Annotated in this window: 23 protein-coding genes; 13 read left to right on the top strand and 10 right to left on the bottom strand. The window is 64.5% G+C overall.

Annotation, left to right across the window (positions count from 1 at the left end; all coding sequences use genetic code 11):
• Positions 1-65: 65 nt before the first annotated feature.
• From fliK to blaOXA, 3 genes are all read left to right on the top strand, one after another.
• Positions 66-1,658, top strand: coding sequence for a flagellar hook-length control protein FliK (gene fliK, locus IVB26_RS24745; RefSeq protein WP_247967811.1), 1,593 nt, complete (start codon positions 66-68; stop codon positions 1,656-1,658).
• A complete protein-coding gene (locus IVB26_RS24740) occupies positions 1,655-1,918 on the top strand; it encodes an EscU/YscU/HrcU family type III secretion system export apparatus switch protein (RefSeq protein WP_247967810.1) in 264 nt (87 codons plus the stop codon). Before fliK ends, IVB26_RS24740 begins: the two co-directional genes overlap by 4 nt.
• Before the next feature lie 68 nt (positions 1,919-1,986).
• A complete protein-coding gene (blaOXA, locus tag IVB26_RS24735; protein WP_247967809.1) occupies positions 1,987-2,805 on the top strand; it encodes a class D beta-lactamase in 819 nt (272 codons plus the stop codon).
• Positions 2,806-2,970: 165 nt separating this feature from the next.
• On the opposite strand, the gene IVB26_RS24730 is transcribed toward blaOXA, so the two are convergent.
• The 3 genes from IVB26_RS24730 to IVB26_RS24720 form a co-directional block, all read right to left on the bottom strand.
• Positions 2,971-3,918 carry an IS110 family RNA-guided transposase gene (locus IVB26_RS24730; protein ID WP_247967808.1) on the bottom strand — a complete coding sequence of 316 codons (948 nt, stop codon included), beginning with the start codon at positions 3,916-3,918 and terminating at the stop codon, positions 2,971-2,973.
• 319 nt (positions 3,919-4,237) lie between these two features.
• The gene (locus IVB26_RS24725) at positions 4,238-5,242 is read right to left on the bottom strand and encodes a dienelactone hydrolase family protein (protein ID WP_247967807.1); all 1,005 of its coding nucleotides are present in this window, start codon (positions 5,240-5,242) and stop codon (positions 4,238-4,240) included.
• A 74-nt stretch (positions 5,243-5,316) separates the two neighbouring features.
• Positions 5,317-5,736: a hypothetical protein gene (locus tag IVB26_RS24720; protein ID WP_247967806.1), complete on the bottom strand. Its 420-nt coding sequence runs from the start codon at positions 5,734-5,736 to the stop codon at positions 5,317-5,319.
• Between the two features lie 95 nt (positions 5,737-5,831).
• On the opposite strand from IVB26_RS24720, the gene IVB26_RS24715 reads away from it, so the two are divergent.
• Positions 5,832-6,764, top strand: a complete 933-nt coding sequence (locus IVB26_RS24715; RefSeq protein ID WP_247967805.1) for a LysR family transcriptional regulator — start codon at positions 5,832-5,834, stop codon at positions 6,762-6,764.
• A 35-nt stretch (positions 6,765-6,799) separates the two neighbouring features.
• Here the strand turns inward: IVB26_RS24715 and IVB26_RS24710 are convergent, their stop codons facing one another.
• Positions 6,800-7,396: a hypothetical protein gene (locus tag IVB26_RS24710; protein ID WP_247967804.1), complete on the bottom strand. Its 597-nt coding sequence runs from the start codon at positions 7,394-7,396 to the stop codon at positions 6,800-6,802.
• A gap of 374 nt (positions 7,397-7,770) precedes the next feature.
• Here IVB26_RS24710 and IVB26_RS24705 point away from each other — a divergent pair, with 374 nt between their 5' ends.
• On the top strand, positions 7,771-9,303 hold the full coding sequence (locus tag IVB26_RS24705; protein ID WP_247967803.1) for an acyl-CoA carboxylase subunit beta: 1,533 nt from the start codon (positions 7,771-7,773) through the stop codon (positions 9,301-9,303).
• 97 nt (positions 9,304-9,400) lie between these two features.
• The gene (locus IVB26_RS24700; protein WP_247967802.1) at positions 9,401-9,748 is read left to right on the top strand and encodes a hypothetical protein; all 348 of its coding nucleotides are present in this window, start codon (positions 9,401-9,403) and stop codon (positions 9,746-9,748) included.
• A 119-nt stretch (positions 9,749-9,867) separates the two neighbouring features.
• On the opposite strand, the gene IVB26_RS24695 is transcribed toward IVB26_RS24700, so the two are convergent.
• Together IVB26_RS24695 and IVB26_RS24690 are read right to left on the bottom strand one after the other, a co-directional pair.
• Positions 9,868-10,020: a hypothetical protein gene (locus tag IVB26_RS24695; RefSeq protein WP_194402766.1), complete on the bottom strand. Its 153-nt coding sequence runs from the start codon at positions 10,018-10,020 to the stop codon at positions 9,868-9,870.
• 75 nt (positions 10,021-10,095) lie between these two features.
• Positions 10,096-10,749 carry a glutathione S-transferase family protein gene (locus IVB26_RS24690; protein ID WP_247967801.1) on the bottom strand — a complete coding sequence of 218 codons (654 nt, stop codon included), beginning with the start codon at positions 10,747-10,749 and terminating at the stop codon, positions 10,096-10,098.
• A 128-nt stretch (positions 10,750-10,877) separates the two neighbouring features.
• Here IVB26_RS24690 and IVB26_RS24685 point away from each other — a divergent pair, with 128 nt between their 5' ends.
• Positions 10,878-11,192, top strand: coding sequence for a hypothetical protein (locus tag IVB26_RS24685; protein ID WP_247967800.1), 315 nt, complete (start codon positions 10,878-10,880; stop codon positions 11,190-11,192).
• A 219-nt stretch (positions 11,193-11,411) separates the two neighbouring features.
• Positions 11,412-11,690 (top strand): twin-arginine translocation signal domain-containing protein, encoded by a 279-nt coding sequence (locus tag IVB26_RS24680; RefSeq protein ID WP_247967799.1) that lies wholly within the window; start codon positions 11,412-11,414, stop codon positions 11,688-11,690.
• A 161-nt stretch (positions 11,691-11,851) separates the two neighbouring features.
• Here IVB26_RS24680 and IVB26_RS24675 read toward each other — a convergent pair whose 3' ends face one another.
• Both IVB26_RS24675 and IVB26_RS24670 read right to left on the bottom strand, forming a co-directional pair.
• Positions 11,852-12,100, bottom strand: a complete 249-nt coding sequence (locus IVB26_RS24675; protein WP_247008038.1) for a GCG_CRPN prefix-to-repeats domain-containing protein — start codon at positions 12,098-12,100, stop codon at positions 11,852-11,854.
• 263 nt (positions 12,101-12,363) lie between these two features.
• Complete coding sequence (locus tag IVB26_RS24670; RefSeq protein WP_247967798.1) at positions 12,364-13,062, bottom strand: winged helix-turn-helix domain-containing protein; 699 nt, start codon at positions 13,060-13,062, stop codon at positions 12,364-12,366.
• A 193-nt stretch (positions 13,063-13,255) separates the two neighbouring features.
• Here IVB26_RS24670 and IVB26_RS24665 point away from each other — a divergent pair, with 193 nt between their 5' ends.
• From IVB26_RS24665 to IVB26_RS24655, 3 genes are all read left to right on the top strand, one after another.
• On the top strand, positions 13,256-13,564 hold the full coding sequence (locus IVB26_RS24665) for an NIPSNAP family protein (protein ID WP_247967797.1): 309 nt from the start codon (positions 13,256-13,258) through the stop codon (positions 13,562-13,564).
• 24 nt (positions 13,565-13,588) lie between these two features.
• Entirely contained in the window at positions 13,589-13,939 is a 351-nt protein-coding gene (locus IVB26_RS24660; RefSeq protein WP_247314964.1) for an antibiotic biosynthesis monooxygenase family protein, read from the top strand.
• A 71-nt stretch (positions 13,940-14,010) separates the two neighbouring features.
• Positions 14,011-14,820: an isocitrate lyase/PEP mutase family protein gene (locus tag IVB26_RS24655; protein WP_247967796.1), complete on the top strand. Its 810-nt coding sequence runs from the start codon at positions 14,011-14,013 to the stop codon at positions 14,818-14,820.
• 50 nt (positions 14,821-14,870) lie between these two features.
• Here the strand turns inward: IVB26_RS24655 and IVB26_RS24650 are convergent, their stop codons facing one another.
• Entirely contained in the window at positions 14,871-15,293 is a 423-nt protein-coding gene (locus tag IVB26_RS24650; protein WP_247967795.1) for a hypothetical protein, read from the bottom strand.
• A 192-nt stretch (positions 15,294-15,485) separates the two neighbouring features.
• Between IVB26_RS24650 and IVB26_RS24645 the strand changes: the two genes are divergently transcribed.
• The gene (locus IVB26_RS24645; RefSeq protein WP_247967794.1) at positions 15,486-16,130 is read left to right on the top strand and encodes a trimeric intracellular cation channel family protein; all 645 of its coding nucleotides are present in this window, start codon (positions 15,486-15,488) and stop codon (positions 16,128-16,130) included.
• A gap of 117 nt (positions 16,131-16,247) precedes the next feature.
• Here the strand turns inward: IVB26_RS24645 and IVB26_RS24640 are convergent, their stop codons facing one another.
• Positions 16,248-17,456 carry a c-type cytochrome gene (locus tag IVB26_RS24640; protein ID WP_247967793.1) on the bottom strand — a complete coding sequence of 403 codons (1,209 nt, stop codon included), beginning with the start codon at positions 17,454-17,456 and terminating at the stop codon, positions 16,248-16,250.
• Between the two features lie 281 nt (positions 17,457-17,737).
• On the opposite strand from IVB26_RS24640, the gene IVB26_RS24635 reads away from it, so the two are divergent.
• The gene (locus IVB26_RS24635) at positions 17,738-21,229 is read left to right on the top strand and encodes an indolepyruvate ferredoxin oxidoreductase family protein (protein WP_247967792.1); all 3,492 of its coding nucleotides are present in this window, start codon (positions 17,738-17,740) and stop codon (positions 21,227-21,229) included.
• The last annotated feature ends 259 nt before the right edge of the window (positions 21,230-21,488 follow it).

The following is a 21,488-nucleotide window of genomic DNA, read 5'->3' as shown; positions in this document are numbered from 1 at the left end:
GAGGTTTACGACGGCGGCGTTAGGGTGGCCCGTGCTCCATCCCGTGCTCCTTTGGGCTCCCTGAGATGCCGACGCCGGTCACTTCCATCGTTCCCGTCAGTGCCGCCAGCCCCGTGGCGGATGCGGCGACGCCTGACCTCGTGCTTCAGGCCGGCAGCGTCGTCGATGCCAGGGTGGTGAGCGTGCTCGCCGACAATCTGGTGCGGATTGCGATCGCCAACCTCTCGATGGACGTGATGTCGGAGGTATCGCTGACGCCCGGGCAGAATCTCCAGCTGGCCGTGTCTCAGAACGAGGGCACCATCCGCCTCGCTGTATTGGGCGGGGCAGGCGAGGCGGCCACCGATCAGATCACGCTGACGCCGCGTGCGGCTTCGCTGGTGGAAAGCCCGCCGCTTGCGCCCTCGGTCAATGCGGCACGCACTGCCCTGACGCCGACCGAGCAGATTGCAGTCACATTGGCCTCGGCCGAGGCCGCGACGAAGCAGGGCAGCCAGGCGCCGCTGTTCGCCAATCTGGCCTCCGTCGTCACCGGCAGCAATCTGCCCGCAGGCTTGAAGCAGGCGGTGCTGGACGTATTGGCGCAGCAGACGCCGCTCAATCCCGGGCTCGATGGCGCCGATGTCGAGTCCGCATTCCAGAAGTCCGGCTTGTTCCTCGAGGCCTCGCTGGCCGCGGGCGGGACGCCGCCCTCCGGCACGATGCCCGACCTGAAAGCGGCATTGCTGGTGCTGCGCCAGACCTTGGCCACACTCGAGTCCGCTGCGCCGCAGGCGCAAGGCGCCGCGCTTCCGGGCAGCACCACGGGATCACCGCAGGTTGCCGCCGCGCCTGCTCAGGCGTCGTCGACCGAGCCGGAAATCGCCCAACAGCCGCAAATGCCGCGCAGTCCCAATCTCGCGGCCGCCGTGCTGGCCGACATGGCGTCAGACGCGCCGCAACCAGCGATGCCGCGGCTCATGTCCGTCGGCCTTGCCGCGAGCCTCCTGCAGGAGGTCACGCAAAGCCTGCCGCGCCTGACCGGCAGCGTGCCCGGCTCCAACAGAGCCGTGCCTGACGGCCATATCTTCGAGGCAGCGGCGCGCACGACACCGCCGCCGTTCCGTGGCGCGCTGCCGTCGCCGCAATCCATTGCCTCGCCATCGCTCGCGCCGGATACGCCGCTCTCCGCGACCGTGCATCGCCTGCTCGACGATACCGATGCCGCGATCGCGCGGCAGACCCTGCTGCAGGTCGCTTCGCTTCCCGATCGCGCGGATGCCAGCGGTCACCGCGTTGATCCGGCCGTGCCGCAGTGGAATTTCGAAATTCCCTTTGCGACGCCGCAAGGCACCGCGATGGCGCAGTTCGAGATCTCGCGTGACGGTGGCAACGAATCCCCCGATCCCGCCAAGCAAGCCTGGCGCGCGCGCTTTTCGCTCAATGTCGAGCCGGCCGGCCCGGTGCATGCGCTGATCACACTGAACGGCGACAAGACTTTCGTGCGGATGTGGGCGGAGCGGCCGGCGACGGCGCAGCAGCTCCGCGCCGGAATCGGCGAGCTCAACCAGGCTTTGACGCGAGCCGAGCTCAAGCCCGGCGATATCGTGGTTCGCGAGGGCACGCCACCACAACCGGCGCCGGCCCGCGCCGGCCATTTCCTGGATCGCGCCACATGAGCGATTCCTCCAAGCTTGCGATTGCCCTGCACTACGAGAAGGGCACCAACGCGCCGGTCGTCGTCGCCAAGGGCAGGGGCACGATCGGCGAAAAGATCGTCGAGATCGCCAAGGCCCACGACATTCCGATCGAGGAAAACGAGGTCTTGGCCGGCGCGCTGTCCAAGGTCGAGCTCGGCGAGGAGATCCCGCCGGACCTTTACAAGGCGGTCGCCGAGGTGCTGGTTTTCGTGCTGCGGCTGTCGGGCCGAGGGCGGTAGCTGTCATCGTTTGACCAGATATCGACGGCAGTGTAGCCGTCACCTTCATCGTTCAACGGACATCGCTCTTGATCACCCGCCGTTCCACTCTCGGCCTGCTCGCCGCAGCCACAATCGTGCCCTCGCGCGTGCTCGCCCACGTCGCGCCGCCGCGCAACGAGATCCGCGACAGCCTGGCAAAGCGCTTCACCGACCTTGGCACGTCAGGCACCTTCGTCGGCTACAAGGTCGAGGACTATCTGGTCGTCGCCAGCGACAAGGAGCGCTCGGGCGAGGGGAAGCTGCCGGCCTCGACCTTCAAGATTCCCAACTCGCTGATCGCGCTGGAGACCGGCGTGGTCGCCGACCCCGACAAGGATGTGTTTCCCTGGGATGGCGTGAAGCGCCCGATCGAGGCCTGGAACAAGGATCACACGTTACGCAGTGCGATCGCGGTGAGTGCGGTGCCGGTCTATCAGGAGATCGCGCGGCGCATCGGGCAGGAGCGCATGCAGAAATACGTCGACGAGTTCGACTACGGCAATCGCGATATCGGCGGCGGTATCGACCAGTTCTGGCTCACCGGGGCGCTGCGCATCGATCCGGTCGAGCAGATCGATTTCGTCGATCGGCTGCGCCGCCGTGCGCTGCCGATCAGCAAGCGCAGCCAGGATCTCGTCGCTGACATCCTGCCGGTCACCAAGGTGGGCGACAGCGTCATCCGCGCCAAGTCTGGGTTGCTCGGCGCCGAGCGCGGCGAGCCGTCGCTTGGCTGGATGGTCGGCTGGGCCGAGAAGGGCGAAGCGCACACCGTGTTCGCGCTCAACATGGACTGCAAGGAGCCGCGTCTCATCAGTGAGCGCATGCCGCTGACGCAAGCCTGCCTTGCCGAGATCGGCGCGATCTAGCGTCATTACGCCGGCGCCTCTCTCCAGCGTCCTCGTCATTGCGAGGAGCCCTTGCGACGAAGCAATCCAGACTGCCGCCGCGGGAAAAGTCTGGATTGCTTCGCTGCGCTCGCAATGACGGAGTATATCGAGCGCCGGCGCAGATGCCGTAGCAACCATTAAAGGCTAGGCGACTTTTTCGGTCCAGGGCGTGCCGCGTTGTACGACAGTATTGGCGTAGATCAGGAGTTTCCTGGCGCAGGCGATTAGTGCTGCGTTGTGGACTTTGCCCCTTGCCATGAGGCGTGCATAGAGCGCGATCAAGGCCTTGTTCCAGCGGAAGGCAGCTGGAAGGGCCGCGGCGAACAGGGAGCGCCGTAGGCGGCTGCGGCCTCCGGCGATCTTGCGCTGTCCTCTGTGCTGTCCGCTGTCGGAATCGAAGGGAGCCAGCCCGGCCAGGGCTGCGGCTTGCTCCCGGCTGACGCGTCCGAGTTCGGGCATGCGGATGACGATCGCCAGCGCCGTCCGCTCGCCGATGCCGGGAATGCTCAGCACCAGCTTGAGCCGCATGGCTAGGGCGTCGTGGGCACGAAGGCGCTTGGCAATGTCACGAATCTGCGCGGCCTTGCGTGCCTTCAACCGGGCGATGTCGCTGTTGATGATGCGTCGCAACGCAGGCTCGTCGATGTGCTCGAGACGCGTCTTGAAGCGCCGGATATCTTCCTCGATCTGCTCAAGGAAGGTCAGATAGTCGGCCAATTCCGTCAATCGCGGATCCGGCGCGATCTCAGGGGGATCGAGCGCCGCAGCACAGGCGGCGATCAATACGGCGTCGAGCGCATCGTTCTTGGCCCGGCGCAAATGCACCTTGGCGAAGGCCTTGACCTGAAGCGGCTGCAGCAACAGCACGGTAAAACCGGCCGATCGCAAATGCTCCACCACGCCACGTTCATAGCCGCCAGTGGCCTCGATCCCGATCCGCGTGACGCCGGCCTTGGCCAGGTTTGCTGCCAGAGCGCGCCAACCCGGTAAAGCATTGGCGACCTGCCAGCGTTCGGTTCGACCATGAACCGCGATGTCCAGTTTAGCCTTGGACGTATCGATCCCGGCCGTCGTTATGTTAGTCTGTGTCATCTTCGTCGACCCTGCCTTGTGAAGCGAACCAAGTTGTTCCGGCAACCATCCGGGTCCGATGAAGGTGCTGACGCGATCACGCTACGGGGCAGCCACAAACTGCTCTGGGTGGGCTCGATCCGATCGCCAGCGGCCTGTCGCGGGGTGCAAACCGCGGCAGGCCATTCCTCATGGAACGGGTCGAGAATAAACGATCGCGCTATTACAAGGGTGGGCAAAGGCGCGTAGCGCCGTGCCCACGATCTTCCTCTGTAGTGACCGTTAGGTGGGCACGCTACGCTTTGCCCACCCTACAAGACCGCATTCGGAGCAGGCGGTTTCACCCCAGCTTGAACAGCGCCAGCAAGAACTCCACGACCGCTTTCCGCGACTCCGCAGCCGTCTTCGGATTGCCGCCGACATGCGGGTTGAGCTCGACACACGCGTCCTTGTAGGAGAAGGGCGCGTTGGTGTCGCCGTTCATCAGCACGCTGCCGTCGCCTTCCCTGATGTGGCAGTTGCGCACGGTCTGCGCATTGGCCGATACGGCGACGGTGCTGACGCCGAGCAGGCCGCTGTCGAACCCGTGCGCGCTATCAGGATATTCGGTCAGCACCACATCGCGCCCGGCGGTCTTGAGCCGCTCCACGAAGGCCTTGCAGCTCTTGACGGGATTGTAGTCGTCGGGCGTGCCGTGGAAGATCCTGATCGGGCGTGCGGTGACCTCGCTGTCGCCAACGTAGGTCGTGGAGCAGTCCGGATAGAACGGGATATAAGCCGCGAACTGGATGCCTGACTTGTTCCAGAGCTTGTGGAAGCGGTCGAGGCTTGCATAGAGCGTCGCCTGTCCGCCGCGCGAAAAGCCCATCAGCACGATACGGTCCGGATCGACGCGCGGGTGTTTCGCCAGGATTTCGAGCGAGCGGTAGATGTCGACGATCAGGTTGAGCCGGCCAAGCAGCGCCTGGTTCGGTCCCACCACGGTCAGCCCGCGGCCGGTGAAACCGTCGATCACGAAGGTCGAGACGCCCATGGCGTTGAAAGCGTGCACCCAGGCCTCGGTGGTCGCGCCGACCCCGCTCGAGCCGTGCATCAGCACCACGACCGGGAGCTTGCCGGTCCCCTGGGCCACGCGGAATTCGCCGGCCACCGTCACCGCCTTGCCGGCGGCGGCATCGCCGCTGAGGAATTGCTGGTCGGAGAGCGTGAGCGAGGGGATCGGATAGATCTCGGCGCGGGTGGCGACTTCCTTGGGCAGCGACTGCGCGGCGGCTTCGCCGCCGGCGAACGAACTCGAAACGCACAGCGCGATCAGCACTGCGAAAGCGCGCCATGTCGTGGCCATTGGATGCTCCCCTGAGTTTTTGTCAGTAGAACAATGGGCCCGCGCGCTGTCAATTGATGCGTGCAATTTGCCCGTCAGCCCGGCACCTGCACTTCGGTCGTCGCAATCAGGCGCCAGTCGGCGAGCGCGGCCAAGCGGTGCGGTTCGGCGTCGCGGCGATAATCCGCGCTCAAAACAATGCGCTGAAAGGTTGCGAAGTCGGGATAGCGGACGATGGCCGCGTCGTGCCAAGCTTCGCCTTCCGCTCCCACCAGCAGAGCTCCGACCGATCCAAGCCAGTTTGGCACGACCCCTTGGCTGAGCGCCAGCTTGCGAAATGCAGGAACATATCGCGTGTAGTAGGCTTCGCGGCCACTGCAGGCGGGAAGCTTCGGGCTCGCCCGGTACAAGGCCTCATCCCGATAACGGAGAAGGTTGAGCATGAAGATCGGCTGATCTTCCTTTAATTTCGCTGCCGCTGAGGCGAGTGATGCTTCGCCGATTTCAACAAACACTGTTCTCTCCAATTGTCAGATGCATTGTTGCGATCTGATATCAGCCCTCGCAGCCGGTCTTGTAGTGGGCTTAATGTCATTGCTATGATGACACCATGGCAACACCACGCAGCCATCAGCAGCTCCTCAATCTGCTCCAGTTCGTCCGCGTCGTCGAAGCTGGCTCGTTCGCCGAAGCCGCCCGCCGCGCCGGAACGTCGACCTCGGCGATGTCGAAGGCGATTGCGCGGTTCGAGCAGATGCGGGGCGTGAAGCTGCTTCATCGGACCACGCATGCGATCTCGCTGACGCATGACGGCGAACGCCTGCTGGAGAGCGCCCGCGATCTGTTGCGGCAGGCCGAGCAACTCAACGTGATGCTGGACGAAGCCACCGGGGGCGAAGCCGGACGCGTGCGCCTTGCAGCGCCGGGCGCTTTCCTCAGGGCCTGCATCGCGCCGAAGCTGCCGGCCATTCTCAAGGCCAATCCGGCGCTCGAGCTCGAGCTGAAGGTGGACGATTTCGGCCTCGATCTGGGATCCGAGGGGATTGACGTCGCTATCCGCTTCGGCCCCCTCGATCGCCATCCGGGCGTCACCGCGAAGCGGCTGGCGACGTTCCCCTGGGTGCTGGTCGCGACCCGCCGCTACGTTGAGTTCATGGGAGAACCGCGCTCGATTCGAGACCTCAAGGCGCATCATCAGATTGGTTTTCGTGATCCGGCAACCGGGCAGCTCATGCCGTGGCAGTTTCAGGATCCCTCGGACGGCGCGCTGATCAGGATGGTGCCGCGAAAGCGCGTGGTCGTCGAGGACATGTCGGTGGCGTGGGCGATGGTCTCGCGCGGCCTTGGAATAGCCTGGCTTCCGGCATGGTGCGGCCTGAAGGATCTCGAAGGTGGACGCATTGTCGAATTGTTGCGCCGCTGGCGGGTGCCGAATACGCCGATCCATGCCGTGCAAGTCAGCCGTAAACAGATGCCCACACGAATCCGCAGTCTGTTGCGGGTTCTCTCGGACGGTGCGTCCACTTGGGAATATCACGGGTAATCCGGGGATCAGCTTCGGCGGCCGGGCCGAGGACCTCAGGCGGGACCGGCGGTCTTCTTCGCCGTCAGCGCCTTGTCGATCGCAAAGCCGCCGATCTCGCTCATCGCGTGCGAGATCACGTCGCCCTTGCGGGCAAAGCCGTCGGAGAGGAAATCGAACTGTGTCCGCGCCAGCCGCAGCACCTCGATCGGCACGGAGACCGCGGTCTCGTTGAAACTGTCGACGGAGGCGCGCAAGCTGTCGAGCTCGGTTGTGAGCTTGCCGATATGGCTCTCGGCATTCTGCATCAGGCCGATCAGCTTGCCGCGCTCGGCATCGAAGGCGGCGCGCTCCGCTGCGGCTGCCGCGGTGACCTCGGCAAGCTGCGCCCGTAGTCCCTCGATCTGGCCGACCATGGCATCGGAGGCGAGCTCGGCGGCCTCGCGCAGCTCGGAATTGCGCCTGCCCTCGACCTGCTGCTCGTGATAGAGCTGCTCGGCCGACATCGCCCGCTGTGCCAGCGACTCGATCAGGCTTGCGGCACGCAGCAGCATTTCGCCGTTCCGCCCCGACACCATGCTGGCCATCCGCCGCAGGAAGTCGATGGTTGCGGACGATGAGTTCGGCAGCAGGGGAACGACCGTCGCGGACATGTGTGATGCCAAAGCCAAGGCTTGGTGACCGCCGCCGTACCGACTGGGCTCACGCAACATTCGGCGCCTGATCGTAAGGTCGGAGCAAGCCTGAATCGGCGGGCCCGGTCAACCGGGCGGGGACACCAATTTGCTGGAGACAGCCGGGATCAGGCGCTCTTATGCCAGCCAATCCGGCCGTGACGGGTGAAGCCGAAGCCCGGCCCGTCCCGCCATTCCCGCGTCCACGATCGGCTCCCAGGCAAAACTTTGTAATTCCTTGCGCTTTCACGCTGCTTCAGGGCAGCCCTGCGACGCCGAAAGCGGCTTCCCGCTTCGCAAAATGCCGTGTTAGAACCCCCGGCATCTTAAGGCCTAAGAACTGGCGGGAGCAAATGAAACACATCCTGGACGCCCTTGAAGATCGTCGTGCCGGCGCAAAGCTCGGCGGCGGGGAGAAGCGCATCGAGGCGCAGCACGCCCGCGGCAAGCTGACCGCGCGCGAGCGCATCGAGCTGCTGCTCGACAAGGGATCGTTCGAGGAATTCGACATGTTCGTCGAGCACCGCTCCACCGAGTTCGGCATGGAGAAGACCAAGGTCCCCGGCGATGGCGTGGTCACCGGCTGGGGCACCGTCAACGGCCGCAAGACGTTCGTGTTCGCGAAGGATTTTACGGTCTTCGGCGGTTCGCTCTCGGAAACGCACGCGCTGAAGATCACGAAGCTGCAGGACATGGCGATGAAGGCGAGGGCGCCCATCATCGGCCTCTATGACGCGGGCGGCGCCCGCATCCAGGAAGGCGTGGCGGCGCTCGCCGGCTACTCCTACGTGTTCCGCCGCAACGTGCTCGCCTCGGGCGTGATCCCGCAGATCTCCGTCATCATGGGCCCCTGCGCCGGTGGCGACGTTTATTCGCCGGCGATGACCGACTTCATCTTCATGGTGAAGAACACCAGCTACATGTTCGTCACGGGCCCCGATGTGGTGAAGACCGTCACCAACGAGGTCGTCACGGCCGAAGAGCTCGGCGGCGCCTCGGTGCACGCCACGCGTTCCTCGATCGCCGATGGCGCCTTCGAGAACGACGTCGAGACGCTGTTGCAGATGCGGCGCCTGATCGACTTCCTGCCGTCCAACAACACCGACGGCGTTCCGGAATGGCCGAGCTTCGACGACATCGGCCGGGTCGACATGTCCCTGGACACGCTGATCCCCGACAATCCGAACAAACCCTACGACATGAAGGAGCTGATCCTGAAGGTCGTGGACGAGGGCGACTTCTTCGAGATCGCCGACATGTTCGCCAAGAACATCGTCACCGGCTTCGGCCGCATCGCGGGGCGCACCGTCGGCTTCGTCGCCAACCAGCCGATGGTGCTGGCCGGCGTGCTCGACAGCGATGCCTCGCGCAAGGCCGCGCGCTTCGTGCGCTTCTGCGACGCCTTCAACATCCCGATCGTCACCTTCGTCGACGTGCCGGGCTTCCTGCCCGGCACCGCGCAGGAATATGGCGGCCTGATCAAGCACGGCGCCAAGCTGCTGTTTGCCTATTCGCAGTGCACCGTGCCGCTGGTCACCATCATCACCCGCAAGGCCTATGGCGGCGCCTTCGACGTCATGGCCTCCAAGGAGATCGGCGCGGACATGAACTACGCCTGGCCGACCGCCCAGATCGCAGTGATGGGCGCCAAGGGCGCGGTCGAGATCATCTTCCGCTCAGACATCGGCGACCCCGACAAGATCGCCGCACGCACCAAGGAATACGAAGACCGCTTCCTGTCCCCCTTCATCGCCGCCGAGCGCGGCTATATCGACGACGTCATCATGCCGCACTCGACCCGCAAGCGGATCGCACGCGCGCTGTCGATGCTGAAGGACAAGAAGGTGGAAACGCCGGCGAAGAAGCACGACAATTTGCCGTTGTGAACGCACGTAGCCCGGATGAGCGCAGCGACATCCGGGACTTTGCCTAGGTCCCGCAGGTCGCTTCGCTCATGCGGGCGACTAATTCTCTTGAATTGGCATGACTGAAGACGATCCGACCGACGAAATCTCCGATATCGAAGATCGGATCGAGCGGCTCGCCGAGATCGCCGAGCGGTGCCGGAAGTACATCCTGGCGTCCAAGATCGCCATCGGCGGCGGGGCCGCGCTGCTGTTGATCACGATCCTGGGTGTGCTTGGCTTTGGTCAGACCGCAGCGCTCGGATCGATTGCGCTGGTGCTGGGCGGGATCGTGTCGCTCGGCTCGAACGTCTCGACGCTGCGGCAGACGGACGAGGCCATCAGTGCTGCGGAGGCGCGGCGTGCGGCCCTGATCGGCAGCATCGACCTGCGCGTCGTCGCGGACGCGCCGCTGAAGCTGGTGTGAGGTGTAGGGCGGATTAGCGATAGCGTAATCCGCCAAGATTGCGTCGTCGGATGGAGAAGTGGCGGATTACGCTGACGCTAATCCGCCCTACGTATCTCACGCATCCGGCCCACCACGCCTCAAGCGGCGGTCTTGAGCGTCAGCTCCGACAATTCCGTGCGGCATTCGGCGGCGAAGGCTTGCAGCCGATCGGCGGTTTGCCGGTCGAGGATGGCTTTGGCCAGCCGCTCGGCGCGGGCGATCTGTCGCTTGAGATATTCGATGCGGACCATGTGTCACCTGTCGAATTGCTTCTGTCCGGTTGCGACGACTGTAGGCCGGGCACCGGAACGATTATGTGAGGCGCATCACGCTCCGCGCGCCTTATCCGCCGCAGCGAAATGCGCCATCTGGTCCGCGTGCGCCTTGGCGAACGCCGGGCGGCCGGTGGAGCGTGCGACGTAGGCGCGGCAGGCAGGACTGTCCGCCAGCCCTTCGAAACCATCGACGACGCGCAGCACGTCCGACATCAGGATGTCGGCGACGGAGAACGAGCCCGCCAGCCATTCGCGGCCGGCCAGCACCGGCTCGAGATGCTTGAGCCGAAGCTTGAGGAAGTCGTCGACGAATTTCCACGCCGCCGTGTCCGTCGGATGTCCCATGAACTTCGACATCGCCCAGGGCAGGCTGGCCATCTCCACCGAATTGAGCGCCGCGAACACCCATTCCGTCGTCTCGGCGCGGCCGTGCGGGTCCGTGGGCATCAGCTTCGCGCTGCGCTCGCCGAGATGCAGCAGAATCGCGCCGCTCTCGAAGATCGAGAGGTCGCCGTTGGTCAGCCACGGCACCTGGCCGAACGGCTGGTGCGCGAAATGCGCAGGCCCGCGATCTTCGAAAGGCGCGCTGGCGACTCGATAGGGCAGCGCGGCTTCTTCGAGGGCCCAGCGCACGCGCAGATCACGCACGAAACCTCGCGGCGGTTCGGGAACCCAATCGAAGGTGGTCAGGGTGAGGTCGGCCATTAGATGTCTCCGTGTCTGGCTCGAAGCAAAGGACGAGTGAAGGGCGCCCGTTCCGACACCGGTAGCAACCTTTTTGTCGCCGGCGGCCGAAGCGGTTAGTGTTGGTTCAAACAAGAGGAGGAAACCCGATGCCATCAGCGTTCTTCGTCGTCCGCGCCACCGTCCCCGACGCCAGCAAGCGCGCCGCCTTCGACAGATGGTACGAGACGGAACATTTGCCCGACGCGGTGAAGGCATTTGGCGTCAACAAGGCTTGGCGGTTCTGGAGCCTTGATGATCCCTCGCTGCACCAGGCGATGTATCAGTTCGATGACGAGGCCAGGCTCGCGGCGATGCTGAAGGGTGACGCGCTGCAAAAGCTCGTCGCCGATTTCAACCGCGACTGGCCCGACGTGAAGCGTACGCGCGAGACGCTGGTGCTGGCGCAGGAGTTTGTGAAGTAGCGAAGTCCTGTAGCCCGGATGGAGCGCAGCGCAATCCGGGGTCTTTGCCCCAAGCACGAATCCCGGATTGCGCTGCGCTCCTCCGGGCTACGAATTCTCCATGTCGCTTCGCGTGTGAATGCGAACCCATGATTCAGCCTTGGTTGATTCAGCCTTGGTTCATGTCGTGAGCGCAACACTTCCTCTGCATCACTTGCTCGATAGCCTAGAGGATATGTCATGGAGCGTCGGAACTTTTTGAAACTTGCATTGGGGGTGACGGCGGGCGCTGCCGCCTTCGCCGCGACGGCGCAGGCCGCGCCGCTGTCGCCGCAGCCGCTCAGTGATCCCGCTCGCACGCCGCAAGGCAATCCCGACGCTCATCCGGCCGTCACCACCAGCGAGGAAGCCGCCAAGCTGACTCCCGAACAGGTTCACTGGCATGGCCGCCATCGCGGCTGGGGCCACCGTCATTGGCGCCGGCATCGTCGGCGCTGGCACCGCCGCCATCACTGGTAAGCTCGCCGCAGCGCGTGAATTGGACGGGGATCGCAGCCAGCGGTCCCCGTTTCGATTCCGAGGTGCTCCAATTCGCGGCGAATCGTCAGGCACCCCCAGAACGAAAAATGGCCGCGCAGGCTTTCGCCGCGCGGCCATTTCGCAAACGTTAATGGACGAGATCAGAACGGGCGGCAGCGGCCAGCGTACCAGCGGAAGCCATAGGGGCACACGCGCGCGCGGGGCACGACGACGACCGGCGGAGCCACCACCACGGGGGCGGGACGCACCACGACCGCGCCACGCATCGGGCGGCAATTGCCATAGGGACCGCGATAGAACCCTCGGCCGCAGCCCTCGGCGGCGCTGGCCGCCTCGCTGAAACCAACGACCGCGCTGGCGAGCATGGCGGCGGCGAACAGGTATTTCATTTGATCTTCCTTCTCGTCCTTGGGGGCAAGTCTTTGGGGGCAAGTCTTGGGGGCAAGTCTTTGGGTTTGGCGCTTCCGGCGCACAGTGAATCAAAAGACACGATTCGACATGTCAAATCTTGCAACACATCGACACGGCGCGATCCAAACCTGCCAATCATGACCTGAATGCGGCATGAACGTTCGCCGCGTGCGGTCTGGGACGACAGAAACTGACGCAGGCGGACGGGAAAGCCCGGCCTCAGCACCTGAAGCGCGCGCGGTCAGTCCTTTCCATTACCGAACAGCACGGCAAACTGCTTCTCGCCGGTGCGGGTGAAATTCACGACGCGACTGCCGGGCGTGGCGTCGCGCGCCGCCCATTTCAGCTCGGCGAATCGCTGCATCATGGCGGCTCCCAGCGTGCCCGCGAGGTGATGCCGCCGCTCGCTCCAGTCGAGACAGGCCTTGCACACCGGGCGGCGCGGGTGGCTCAGCATATCGGGCGAGATCTGCAGATGTTTGGCGAGGAAGCGCTCGCCCTCGGCCGTCAGCTCGATGTCCTGCTTCTTCTGCCTGACCAGATTCCGCTCGCGCAGGGAATCGAGCATTTGCACGCCGAGATCGCCGGCGAGATGGTCGTAGCAGATTCGCGCGCGCCGCAACGCCGGATCCTTTGGCCCGGTGCGCACCCGCATGTGGCCGGTCCGCGCCGCAAGTCCCGCCAGACCTTCGAGCACGCCGGCGACGTCGTCGTCGGTGAGGCGATAGTAGCGGTGGCGGCCCTGCTTCTCCGGCTCGACCAGCCCGCCGGCCTCAAGCTTGGCCAGGTGCGAGCTCGCCGTCTGCGGCGTGATGCCGGCCTCCTGCGCCAGCTCGCTCGCAGTCAGCGCGCGCCCGTTCATCAGCGCGGTGAGCATGTTGGCGCGGGCGGGGTCGCCGACCAGCGAAGCGACCAGGGCGATGTCGGGTCCTGATTTCATGCTTCGATGATAGCCGAAGCATTGCGGTCGGGCAAGGGCGTAGCGTGTTGCCAAGTCGTCATTGCGAGGAGCGAAGCCGTAGGCTGGGCAAAGGAGCGTAGCGACGTGCCCACCATTCGTCGTTGCCGACAAATGACGTGGGCACGCTTCGCTTTGCCCACCCTACGAGACTTCGCAAAACCAGGAGCCCATCATGTCCGTCACCGTCTTCATTCGCTACCAGCTCGACCCTTTCAAGCGCGCGCAGTTCGAGGAATATTCAAAGCGCTGGCTCACCATCATCCCGAAATGCGGTGGCGATCTGATCGGCTATTTTATGCCGCACGAGGGCACCAACAACATTGCCTTTGGGCTGATCACCTTCGAGAGTCTCGCCGCCTATGAAGCCTATCGGACCCGGTTGCGGCAGGACGCCGAAGGCATGGCCAATTTCCATTTCGCCGAGGAACACAAATTCATCCTCGCCGAAGAGCGCACCTTCCTGCGCAAGGTGGTATTGTAGGCGAAATAGCAGCAGGAGATGCCCATGATCGCCGTGATCTTCGAGGTCTGGCCCAAGCCGGAACATCGTCAGGATTATTTCGACCTCGCAGCCGATCTGAAGCCGCTGCTGCAAACCATCGATGGCTTCATCTCGGTCGAGCGTTTCGAGAGCCTGACCGAGAAGGGCAAGATCCTGTCGGTGTCGTTCTGGCGGGACGAGGCGGCGGTGCAGGCCTGGCGCAACACGATGGAGCACCGCCGCACCCAGGCCAAGGGCAGGGCGCAGATCTTTGCCGATTATCATCTGCGCATCGCCAGCGTCGTCAGGGATTACAGCATGAATGATCGCGAGCAGGCGCCGAAGGACAGTCGCGCCGTGCACGACGCGCACTAGCGCTGCCGGGCGCGCTCTGGCGCTGCCGCGTGAACGTGCCTATGTCTGCGCGGCTATCAAGGGAGAGAAACATGCACGTGACAACCGCTGACAAGCGCGCGGCGTTCAAGAAGATGCACGAGAGCGGATGCTTCATCCTGCCCAATCCGGTCGATGTCGGCAGCGCCAAGGCGTTGCAGCATCTCGGTTTCAAGGCGATTGCCTCATCGAGCGCGGGCTTTGCCTGGACCATCGGCAAGGCCGACAACCACGTTACCGTCGAGGACGTCTGTCAGCATCTGGCAGCATTGAGCTCGGCGGTCGATATTCCGGTGAACGCAGATTTCGAGGGCGGCTTCGCGGTCGAGCCGGACAGGGTCGCGGACAATGTCGAGCGCTGCGTGCGCACCGGCGTTGCCGGTCTGTCGATCGAGGATTCCACCGGCGACAAGGACAAGCCGATCTACGAGCGCACGCTCGCGGTCGAGCGCATCAAGGCCTCGCGCAAGGCGATCGGCGACAGCGGCACGCTGCTGGTCGGCCGCTGCGAAGCCTATTTATGGGGCGTGACCGATCTCAAACTGGTCATCGACCGGCTCACCGCTTACGCGGACGCCGGCGCCGACTGCCTCTACGCGCCAGGCCTCAAGACCCGCGAGGATATCGCCGCAGTGGTGAAGGCTGTCGCACCAAAACCATTCAACCTGCTGATCGGTGCACCCGGCCTGTCGTTGCAGGAAGCCGCCGACCTCGGCGTACGCCGGATCAGCGTCGGTGGGTCGCTTGCGCGCGCCGCCTGGGGCGGCTTCATGCGTGCGGCGAAAGAGATGGCGGAGAAGGGCACATTCACCGAGCTCGGCGGCGGCTATTCCGGCGGCGAGCTCAACAAGATGTTCAGCTAACAAACGAAGAGCGGCGGGACATTGTCCCGCCGCTCTCACGTCTCAGCGAACTATTGCTTCGCGCCGTCAGACGGCGTCTGCGTATCCGGCGCCGGCTTTGCGGCAGGCGTATCCGGAGCCGCCGGCTTGCTCGGTGCAGCACCCGTGGTCACGCCCGGGCCGGTATTGGTGCGCGGCGTCACGTCGCGCATGCCGGGAGGCGTGGCCGGATTGGCGGGCTGCGTCTGTGCCGTCTGCGAGGCCGGTGCGTTGCTGGCCTGATTGGTCGTGCTGGTATTGTTCAGGCCGTAGAACACGGCACCCAGCACCAGTGCAATCGCAACGGCAAACAACGCAACCTTGCCGCTGGAGGCGGGGCCTTCGCCAAGCTCGGGATCGGCCTGAAGGTCGGCATCCCGGCGCGCCGCGCGAAGATACTCATCGTCGGCGAGGTTCGGGCGGTACGGATCGTTGGGAAAACGGTCGTCAGCCATCGATTGGGTCTCCTCGGTTATGACGCCCGGACAACCCTCAGGTGCGAGATTCTGTTCCGCGCTCCCTATGCTTTCGTTGCATGTTGCTCTCATCCCGGGAATCGGGAACCTGTCTAGCAGGGAACTGGACGCGAGTTCCATCGCCGCGACGAAGGGAACAAGCCCAACGGAACAAGCCCAAGGGAATAAGCTATGTGGAGTCTGCCGCCGACAGATAGCGTACTGCATTTCCTGTCCCTGGTCGCGATAGCCGCCCAAGGCATGACGGCGGCGCTGGCTGCCGGACGCCGCAGCATGGACTGGCTAGGAGTCTGCTTTCTCGGCTGCATCACCGCGCTCGGCGGCGGTACGTTGCGCGATCTCTTCCTCGGACATTACCCGCTGGCCTGGGTACAAAACCCGACCTACCTCGCGCTCGCAGGCGGTGCCGCTTTCCTCACCATCCTGTTCGCGCGTCTGGTGCACCGGTTGAAGGTCGCCTTCATTGTGCTCGACGCCATCGGGCTCGTCGTCTTCACCATGATCGGCTGCGATGTTGCTTGGCAGATGGATGCCTCGCTGCCAATCGTGATCGTCTCCGGCATGGTGACGGGCTGCGCCGGCGGCGTGCTCCGCGACGTGCTCTGCAATGACGTGCCGCTGCTGTTTCGCTCCGAGCTCTATGCCAGCGTCTCGGTCGTGACGGGCCTGTTCTACGCCACCGCGTTCGGCCTCAAGCTCAACGCCGAGCTCTGGACCATCCTGACCTTCGTCCTCGGCATCAGCTTCCGCCTGCTCGCGGTGCGCTACAAATGGGAGATGCCGAAATTCGTGTTCAGGGGGCAAGACGAGAAGTAGCGCTTCACGCGCACAGCTTTATCCACGTCGTCATTGCGAGCGTAGCGAAGCAATCCAGGATCTTTCCGCGGAGGCAGTCTGGATTGCTTCGCTGCGCTCGCAATGACGGGGATGGAATTACTCTTCCTTCCGCGCCTTCGCCACTTGCGCCGACGTCACCAGCACGCCGGCATTGCCCCAGGAATTGCGGATGTAGTTCGTGACTGCCGCGATCTCCTCATTGGACAATTGCTTGGCATAGCCCGGCATCTCGCCGGTGTTGGGCGCGCGCGCCGTGGTGACGGTGTGGGCGCCGTCGAGGATGATGCGCAAGGTGGAGGACGGATTGATCGATTGCAGCAGCGCATTGCCGGGCAGCGGCGGATAGATGCGCGGTGCACCGGAGCCGTCGGCCTCATGGCAGGCGATGCAGAGTTTTGCGTAGACCGCTTGGCCGGCCTTCATCTCGGCGTCGTCGGGCGGCGTCACGATCGTCTCGCGCCGTGCCGGCGGCAGGCTCTTCAGGTAAACCGCGATCGCGCGCACGTCGGCATCGCTCATCTTCGAGGTCGAGTTGACGACCACTTCCGCCATCGGCCCGCCTGCGTGGCTCCTGGCGTTGCGTCCGCTTTGCAGATACTCCGTGATATCAGCCTCGCTCCACGATTTCAGCCCGGTGCGGGTGGCGCCATCGAGGCGCGGGGCGAACCAGCCGCCGATCTCATTGCCGGACAGCGGCTGCGCGTCTCTGTCGGCGCCGAAATAATTCTTCGGCGTGTGGCAGGCGCCGCAATGGCCGAGCCCGGTGACGAGATAGCCGCCCCTGTTCCAGGCCGCGCTTTTGCTCTGGTCCGGCTCGAACAGGCCGGGCTTGAAATACATGGCATTCCAGACCCGCACCAAGCCGCGATAGCCGAACGGCCAGCGCAACTCCGGCGGCTTGTTGCGGCTGACGACGGGCGCCAGCGTGCCGAGATAAGCGCGGATCGCCAGCGTGTCGCCCTTCGTCATCTTCGTGAAGTAGGGGTAGGGGAAGGCCGGATAATAGTTCGAGCCGTCAGGCGCGATGCCGGTGCGCAAGGCGCGGGTGAAATCGGCATCTGGCCAGGCGCCGATCCCGGTGTCGCGGTCTGGGGTCAGGTTCGGCGCGTAGATCGCGCCGAAGGGCGTGTCGATGCGCTTGCCGCCCGCGAACGGTTTTGCGGGATCGGCGGTGTGGCAACCCGCGCAGTCGCCGGCCTCGACCAGCGTCTTGCCGTAGGCGATCAGCTCCGGTGACGGCTCGGCAGCAGGGGCGGCATTCACAACCGCACTGCACAACGCGATCACAGCCAGAATCGTCCGCATCAAAGCCACTCCTGCGACCAATCGCCCGCATCCCCGCACGAGGCCGCGTCAATTCATTTCGCGGCGGCGGGGGTATGGTGACACAAATTGAAAATGCCCAGCGTGTTTCAGGCCACGAAATTGCGATTTTTACTCAGGCCTCCCTTTGGTCCAGATTTGTGATGCGGATCGTGAAATATCCGACATAGAGTGGCGGAGATGGTCGGCGCGCCCTAGCTAAAAACAACGGGAAGGCAACGGCTTAAGTCAGCAAGACCTGAACAGGGCGAAACGAGGACAGCATGGGCATCAACCAGGGTCCGATCAGTCTCGATCAAAAATACACCCAGGAAACCGGGCACGTCTTCACCACGGGCATCCAGGCCCTGGTCCGCTTGCCCATGGCCCAGATCCGGCGCGACCGCGCCAGCGGCCTCAACACCGCGGGCTTCATCTCCGGCTATCGCGGCTCGCCGCTCGGCGGCTACGACCAGCAGCTCTTTGCCGCCCGCAAGCATCTCGAAGCGTACAACATCAAGTTCCAGCCTGGCGTGAATGAGGATCTGGCGGCCACCGCCGTCTGGGGTTCGCAGCAGCTTAACCTCTCGCCCGGCGCCAAACACGACGGCGTGGTCGGCATCTGGTACGGCAAGGGCCCCGGCGTCGACCGTTGCGGCGACGTGTTCCGCCACGGCAATGCCGCAGGCTCGGCCAAGAACGGCGGCGTGCTGTGCCTTGCCGGCGACGACCACGGCGCAAAATCCTCCACCGTCCCGCATCAATCCGACCATGCCTTCATGTCGGCGCTGATGCCGTATCTGTATCCATCGAGCATCCACGAGATGATCGAGATGGGCCTGCTCGGCATCGCAATGTCGCGGTACTCCGGCTGCTGGGTCGGCATGAAGGTGATCACGGAGACGGTGGAGACCACCGCCGAGATCGACCTCACCGACGAGATGAAGCCGTTCATCATCCCCAGCGATTTCGAGCTGCCGCCCGGCGGCCTCAATCTGCGCTGGCCCGACGACCGCTTCGAGCAGGACCGCCGCCTGCAGGACTACAAGGGCTTTGCCGCCATCGCCTTTGCGCGCGCCAACAGGGTCAACCGCGTCACCATGGACTCGCCGAACGCCCGCTTCGGCATCATGGCCTCGGGCAAGAGCTACGAGGACGTGCGGCAGGCGCTGCGCGAGCTCGGGATTACCGAGGAGGTCGCCGCAAAGATCGGCCTTCGCCTCTACAAGATCGGCATGCCCTGGCCGCTGGAGCCGGAAGGCGTGCATGAATTCGCGGTCGGCCTGGAGGAGATCTTCATCGTCGAGGAGCGCCGCGAGATCGTCGAGAACCAGGTCAAGCAGGTGCTGTTCAACTGGCGCGACGATGTTCGTCCGCGCATCGTCGGCAAGATGGACGAGCACGACAAGCGCTTCCTCACCTTCGCCGCCGAGCTCAGCGTCGCCTCGCTCGCGACCTCGCTCACCGAGCGGCTTCTAAGGCTGAATCTCAATCCAGAGATCGCGGAGATGCTCCGTGTCAAGGCCGATTGGTTCAACGGCCGCCAGGCGACCCAGATGCAGGCGGTCGCACCCGTTTCACGCACCCCGTATTTCTGCTCCGGCTGTCCCCACAACACCTCCACGAAAGTCCCCGAAGGCAGCCGCGCGCTGGCCGGCATCGGTTGTCACTTCATGGCGCTGTGGATGGACCGCTCGACCGAGACCTTTACGCATATGGGCGGCGAGGGCGTGCCGTGGGTCGGCATCGCGCCGTTCACCAACGAGAACCACATCTTCGCGAACCTCGGCGACGGCACCTATTTCCACTCCGGGCTTCTGGCGATCCGCCAGGCGGTGGCGTCCAAGGCCAACATCACCTACAAGATCCTCTACAACGACGCGGTGGCCATGACCGGCGGCCAGCGCCATGACGGCGATCTCTCGCCGCAGCAGATCACGCATCAGCTCCACGCCGAAGGCATCCGCGAGATCTATCTGGTCTCGGAAGCGCCTGACGCTTATCCGGCCGACACCATCGCGCCCGGCGTGAAGCTGTATCATCGCGATCAACTGCAGAACGTCATGAAGATGTGCCGGGAACACAAGGGCACCTCGGCCATCGTCTTCGTGCAGACCTGCGCCGCCGAGAAGCGCCGCCGCCGCAAGCGCGGCCTGATGGAAGATCCGGCGCGCCGCGTCATGATCAACCCGGCCGTCTGCGAAGGCTGCGGCGACTGCTCGGTGCAGTCGAACTGCATCTCGGTCGAGCCGCTGGAGACCGAGTTCGGCCGCAAGCGCGCCATCAACCAGTCGTCCTGCAACAAGGATTATTCCTGTCTCAAGGGTTTTTGCCCGTCCTTCGTCACCGTGGATGGCGGCAAGCCGCGCCACCGCGCGCCTGGCGAGCTCGCTGATATCGGTGAGCTGCCCGAGCCGGCCTCGCGCCCGACGCTCGACAAGCCCTACAACATCGCCGTCGGCGGTGTCGGCGGCACCGGCGTTCTCACCATCGGCGCACTGCTCGGCATGGCCGCCCATATCGAGGGCAAGGCCTCGATGATCCTCGACATGTCGGGCCTTGCGCAAAAGGGCGGGGCGGTGCTCAGCCACGTCCGCCTGTCGGATCATCCGGCGGAGGTGACCTGCTCGCGCATCGTCACCGGCACGGCCGATCTGGTGCTCGCCGCGGATGAGGTGGTCGCGGTCGCCAAGGACACGATCTCGCTCTGCGATAGCAGCCGCACCCGCGGCATCATCAACAGCCACGTCATCCCGACCGCCGACTTCGTCCTCAACCGCGACTTCAACTTCCAGACCCGCAAGCTGAACGGGCTCTTGGAAACCGCGCTGCACAAGGACTCCGTCTTCTTCGACTTCACCAAGCCGGCCGAGCAGCTGCTCGGCGATGCCATCGCCACCAACATGATGATGATGGGCTATGCCTATCAGAAGGGGCTGTTCCCGCTGTCGGCGGAGGCGATCGAGCAGGCGATCGAGGTCAACGGCGTCTCGATCAAGATGAACAAGGAAGCCTTCCGCCTCGGCCGCCTCGCTGTCGCCGACCCTCAGCGCCTCGCCGACATGCTGAAGGGGACGGACGAGCTCGTCGCGCCCAAGACCCTCGACGCAATGACGCTGGACGAGGTTATCGAGCACCGCGCCAAGCATCTGACCGCCTATCAGAACGGCCGCCTCGCCAAGCGTTACCGCAAGCTGGTCGATCAGGTCCGCGATGTCGCGGCGAAGGGCGGCTATGGCGAGGCGCTGCCGCGCGCGGTCGCGGTGAACTACGCCAAGCTCCTGGCCTACAAGGATGAGTACGAAGTCGCGCGCCTCTACACCGACGGGGCCTTTGAGCAGCAGCTTCGCGACCAATTCGAGGGTGACTTCAAGTTCAACTTCAACCTGGCACCGCCGATTTTGGCGAGCGGCGTCGACGCGCTCGGTCGTCCGAAGAAGCGCGCGTTCGGCCCGTGGATGCTGAACGTCTTCCGCGTGCTGGCAAAGTTCAAATTCCTGCGCGGCACCGCGCTCGACATCTTCGGCCGCAGCGCCGACCGCAAGCTCGAGCGCGATCTGATCGCCGGCTACGAGAAGGACGTCGCCACCGTGCTCGGCCTGTTGTCGCCCGTGACGATCGACACCGCCGTCGAACTGCTCTCGCTGCCCGACCGCATCCGCGGCTACGGCCCGGTGAAGGAGAAGGCCGTTGCGGACGCCAAGGTGCGTTACGCCCAGCTCGCGGCGGACTTGGCGAACCCGCCGCCCGCGCCAAGGCAGATCGCGGCGGAGTAGGGCAGTCTCGTAGGGCGGATTAGCGAAGCGTAATCCGCCACGTCTGTTGGCGCCGAGATCAAAGCGGCGGATTACGCCTTCGGCTAATCCGCCCTACGAGCTGGCGCTGGCTCCGAGGCAGATCACAACCAATCAGGGCGCTCCAGTAGGGTGGACAAAGGCGCAAAGCGCCGTGCCCACCATTTCACCAGGATTGCACGAGAAGACGTGGGCACGCTTCGCTTTGCCCACCCTACGGAGGGTTGCTCCTGCTGCGCTC

This window comes from Bradyrhizobium sp. 195 (assembly GCF_023101665.1).
In the GTDB taxonomy this organism is placed as follows: domain Bacteria; phylum Pseudomonadota; class Alphaproteobacteria; order Rhizobiales; family Xanthobacteraceae; genus Bradyrhizobium.
The sequence above is the reverse complement of the archived record's forward strand: the minus strand, read 5'-3'. Positions and strand labels throughout refer to the sequence as shown.

Excerpts from the sequence above, each read along its gene's own strand:
- fliK (WP_247967811.1), top strand. The coding sequence starts at position 66 with ATGCCGACGCCGGTCACTTCCATCGTTCCCGTCAGTGCCGCCAGCCCC.
- IVB26_RS24740 (WP_247967810.1), top strand. The coding sequence starts at position 1,655 with ATGAGCGATTCCTCCAAGCTTGCGATTGCCCTGCACTACGAGAAGGGC.
- IVB26_RS24730 (WP_247967808.1), bottom strand. The coding sequence starts at position 3,918 with ATGACACAGACTAACATAACGACGGCCGGGATCGATACGTCCAAGGCT.
- IVB26_RS24725 (WP_247967807.1), bottom strand. The coding sequence starts at position 5,242 with ATGGCCACGACATGGCGCGCTTTCGCAGTGCTGATCGCGCTGTGCGTT.
- IVB26_RS24715 (WP_247967805.1), top strand. The coding sequence starts at position 5,832 with ATGGCAACACCACGCAGCCATCAGCAGCTCCTCAATCTGCTCCAGTTC.
- IVB26_RS24710 (WP_247967804.1), bottom strand. The coding sequence starts at position 7,396 with ATGTCCGCGACGGTCGTTCCCCTGCTGCCGAACTCATCGTCCGCAACC.
- IVB26_RS24705 (WP_247967803.1), top strand. The coding sequence starts at position 7,771 with ATGAAACACATCCTGGACGCCCTTGAAGATCGTCGTGCCGGCGCAAAG.
- IVB26_RS24700 (WP_247967802.1), top strand. The coding sequence starts at position 9,401 with ATGACTGAAGACGATCCGACCGACGAAATCTCCGATATCGAAGATCGG.
- IVB26_RS24695 (WP_194402766.1), bottom strand. The coding sequence starts at position 10,020 with ATGGTCCGCATCGAATATCTCAAGCGACAGATCGCCCGCGCCGAGCGG.
- IVB26_RS24690 (WP_247967801.1), bottom strand. The coding sequence starts at position 10,749 with ATGGCCGACCTCACCCTGACCACCTTCGATTGGGTTCCCGAACCGCCG.
- IVB26_RS24685 (WP_247967800.1), top strand. The coding sequence starts at position 10,878 with ATGCCATCAGCGTTCTTCGTCGTCCGCGCCACCGTCCCCGACGCCAGC.
- IVB26_RS24680 (WP_247967799.1), top strand. The coding sequence starts at position 11,412 with ATGGAGCGTCGGAACTTTTTGAAACTTGCATTGGGGGTGACGGCGGGC.
- IVB26_RS24675 (WP_247008038.1), bottom strand. The coding sequence starts at position 12,100 with ATGAAATACCTGTTCGCCGCCGCCATGCTCGCCAGCGCGGTCGTTGGT.
- IVB26_RS24670 (WP_247967798.1), bottom strand. The coding sequence starts at position 13,062 with ATGAAATCAGGACCCGACATCGCCCTGGTCGCTTCGCTGGTCGGCGAC.
- IVB26_RS24665 (WP_247967797.1), top strand. The coding sequence starts at position 13,256 with ATGTCCGTCACCGTCTTCATTCGCTACCAGCTCGACCCTTTCAAGCGC.
- IVB26_RS24660 (WP_247314964.1), top strand. The coding sequence starts at position 13,589 with ATGATCGCCGTGATCTTCGAGGTCTGGCCCAAGCCGGAACATCGTCAG.
- IVB26_RS24655 (WP_247967796.1), top strand. The coding sequence starts at position 14,011 with ATGCACGTGACAACCGCTGACAAGCGCGCGGCGTTCAAGAAGATGCAC.
- IVB26_RS24650 (WP_247967795.1), bottom strand. The coding sequence starts at position 15,293 with ATGGCTGACGACCGTTTTCCCAACGATCCGTACCGCCCGAACCTCGCC.
- IVB26_RS24645 (WP_247967794.1), top strand. The coding sequence starts at position 15,486 with ATGTGGAGTCTGCCGCCGACAGATAGCGTACTGCATTTCCTGTCCCTG.
- IVB26_RS24640 (WP_247967793.1), bottom strand. The coding sequence starts at position 17,456 with ATGCGGACGATTCTGGCTGTGATCGCGTTGTGCAGTGCGGTTGTGAAT.
- IVB26_RS24635 (WP_247967792.1), top strand. The coding sequence starts at position 17,738 with ATGGGCATCAACCAGGGTCCGATCAGTCTCGATCAAAAATACACCCAG.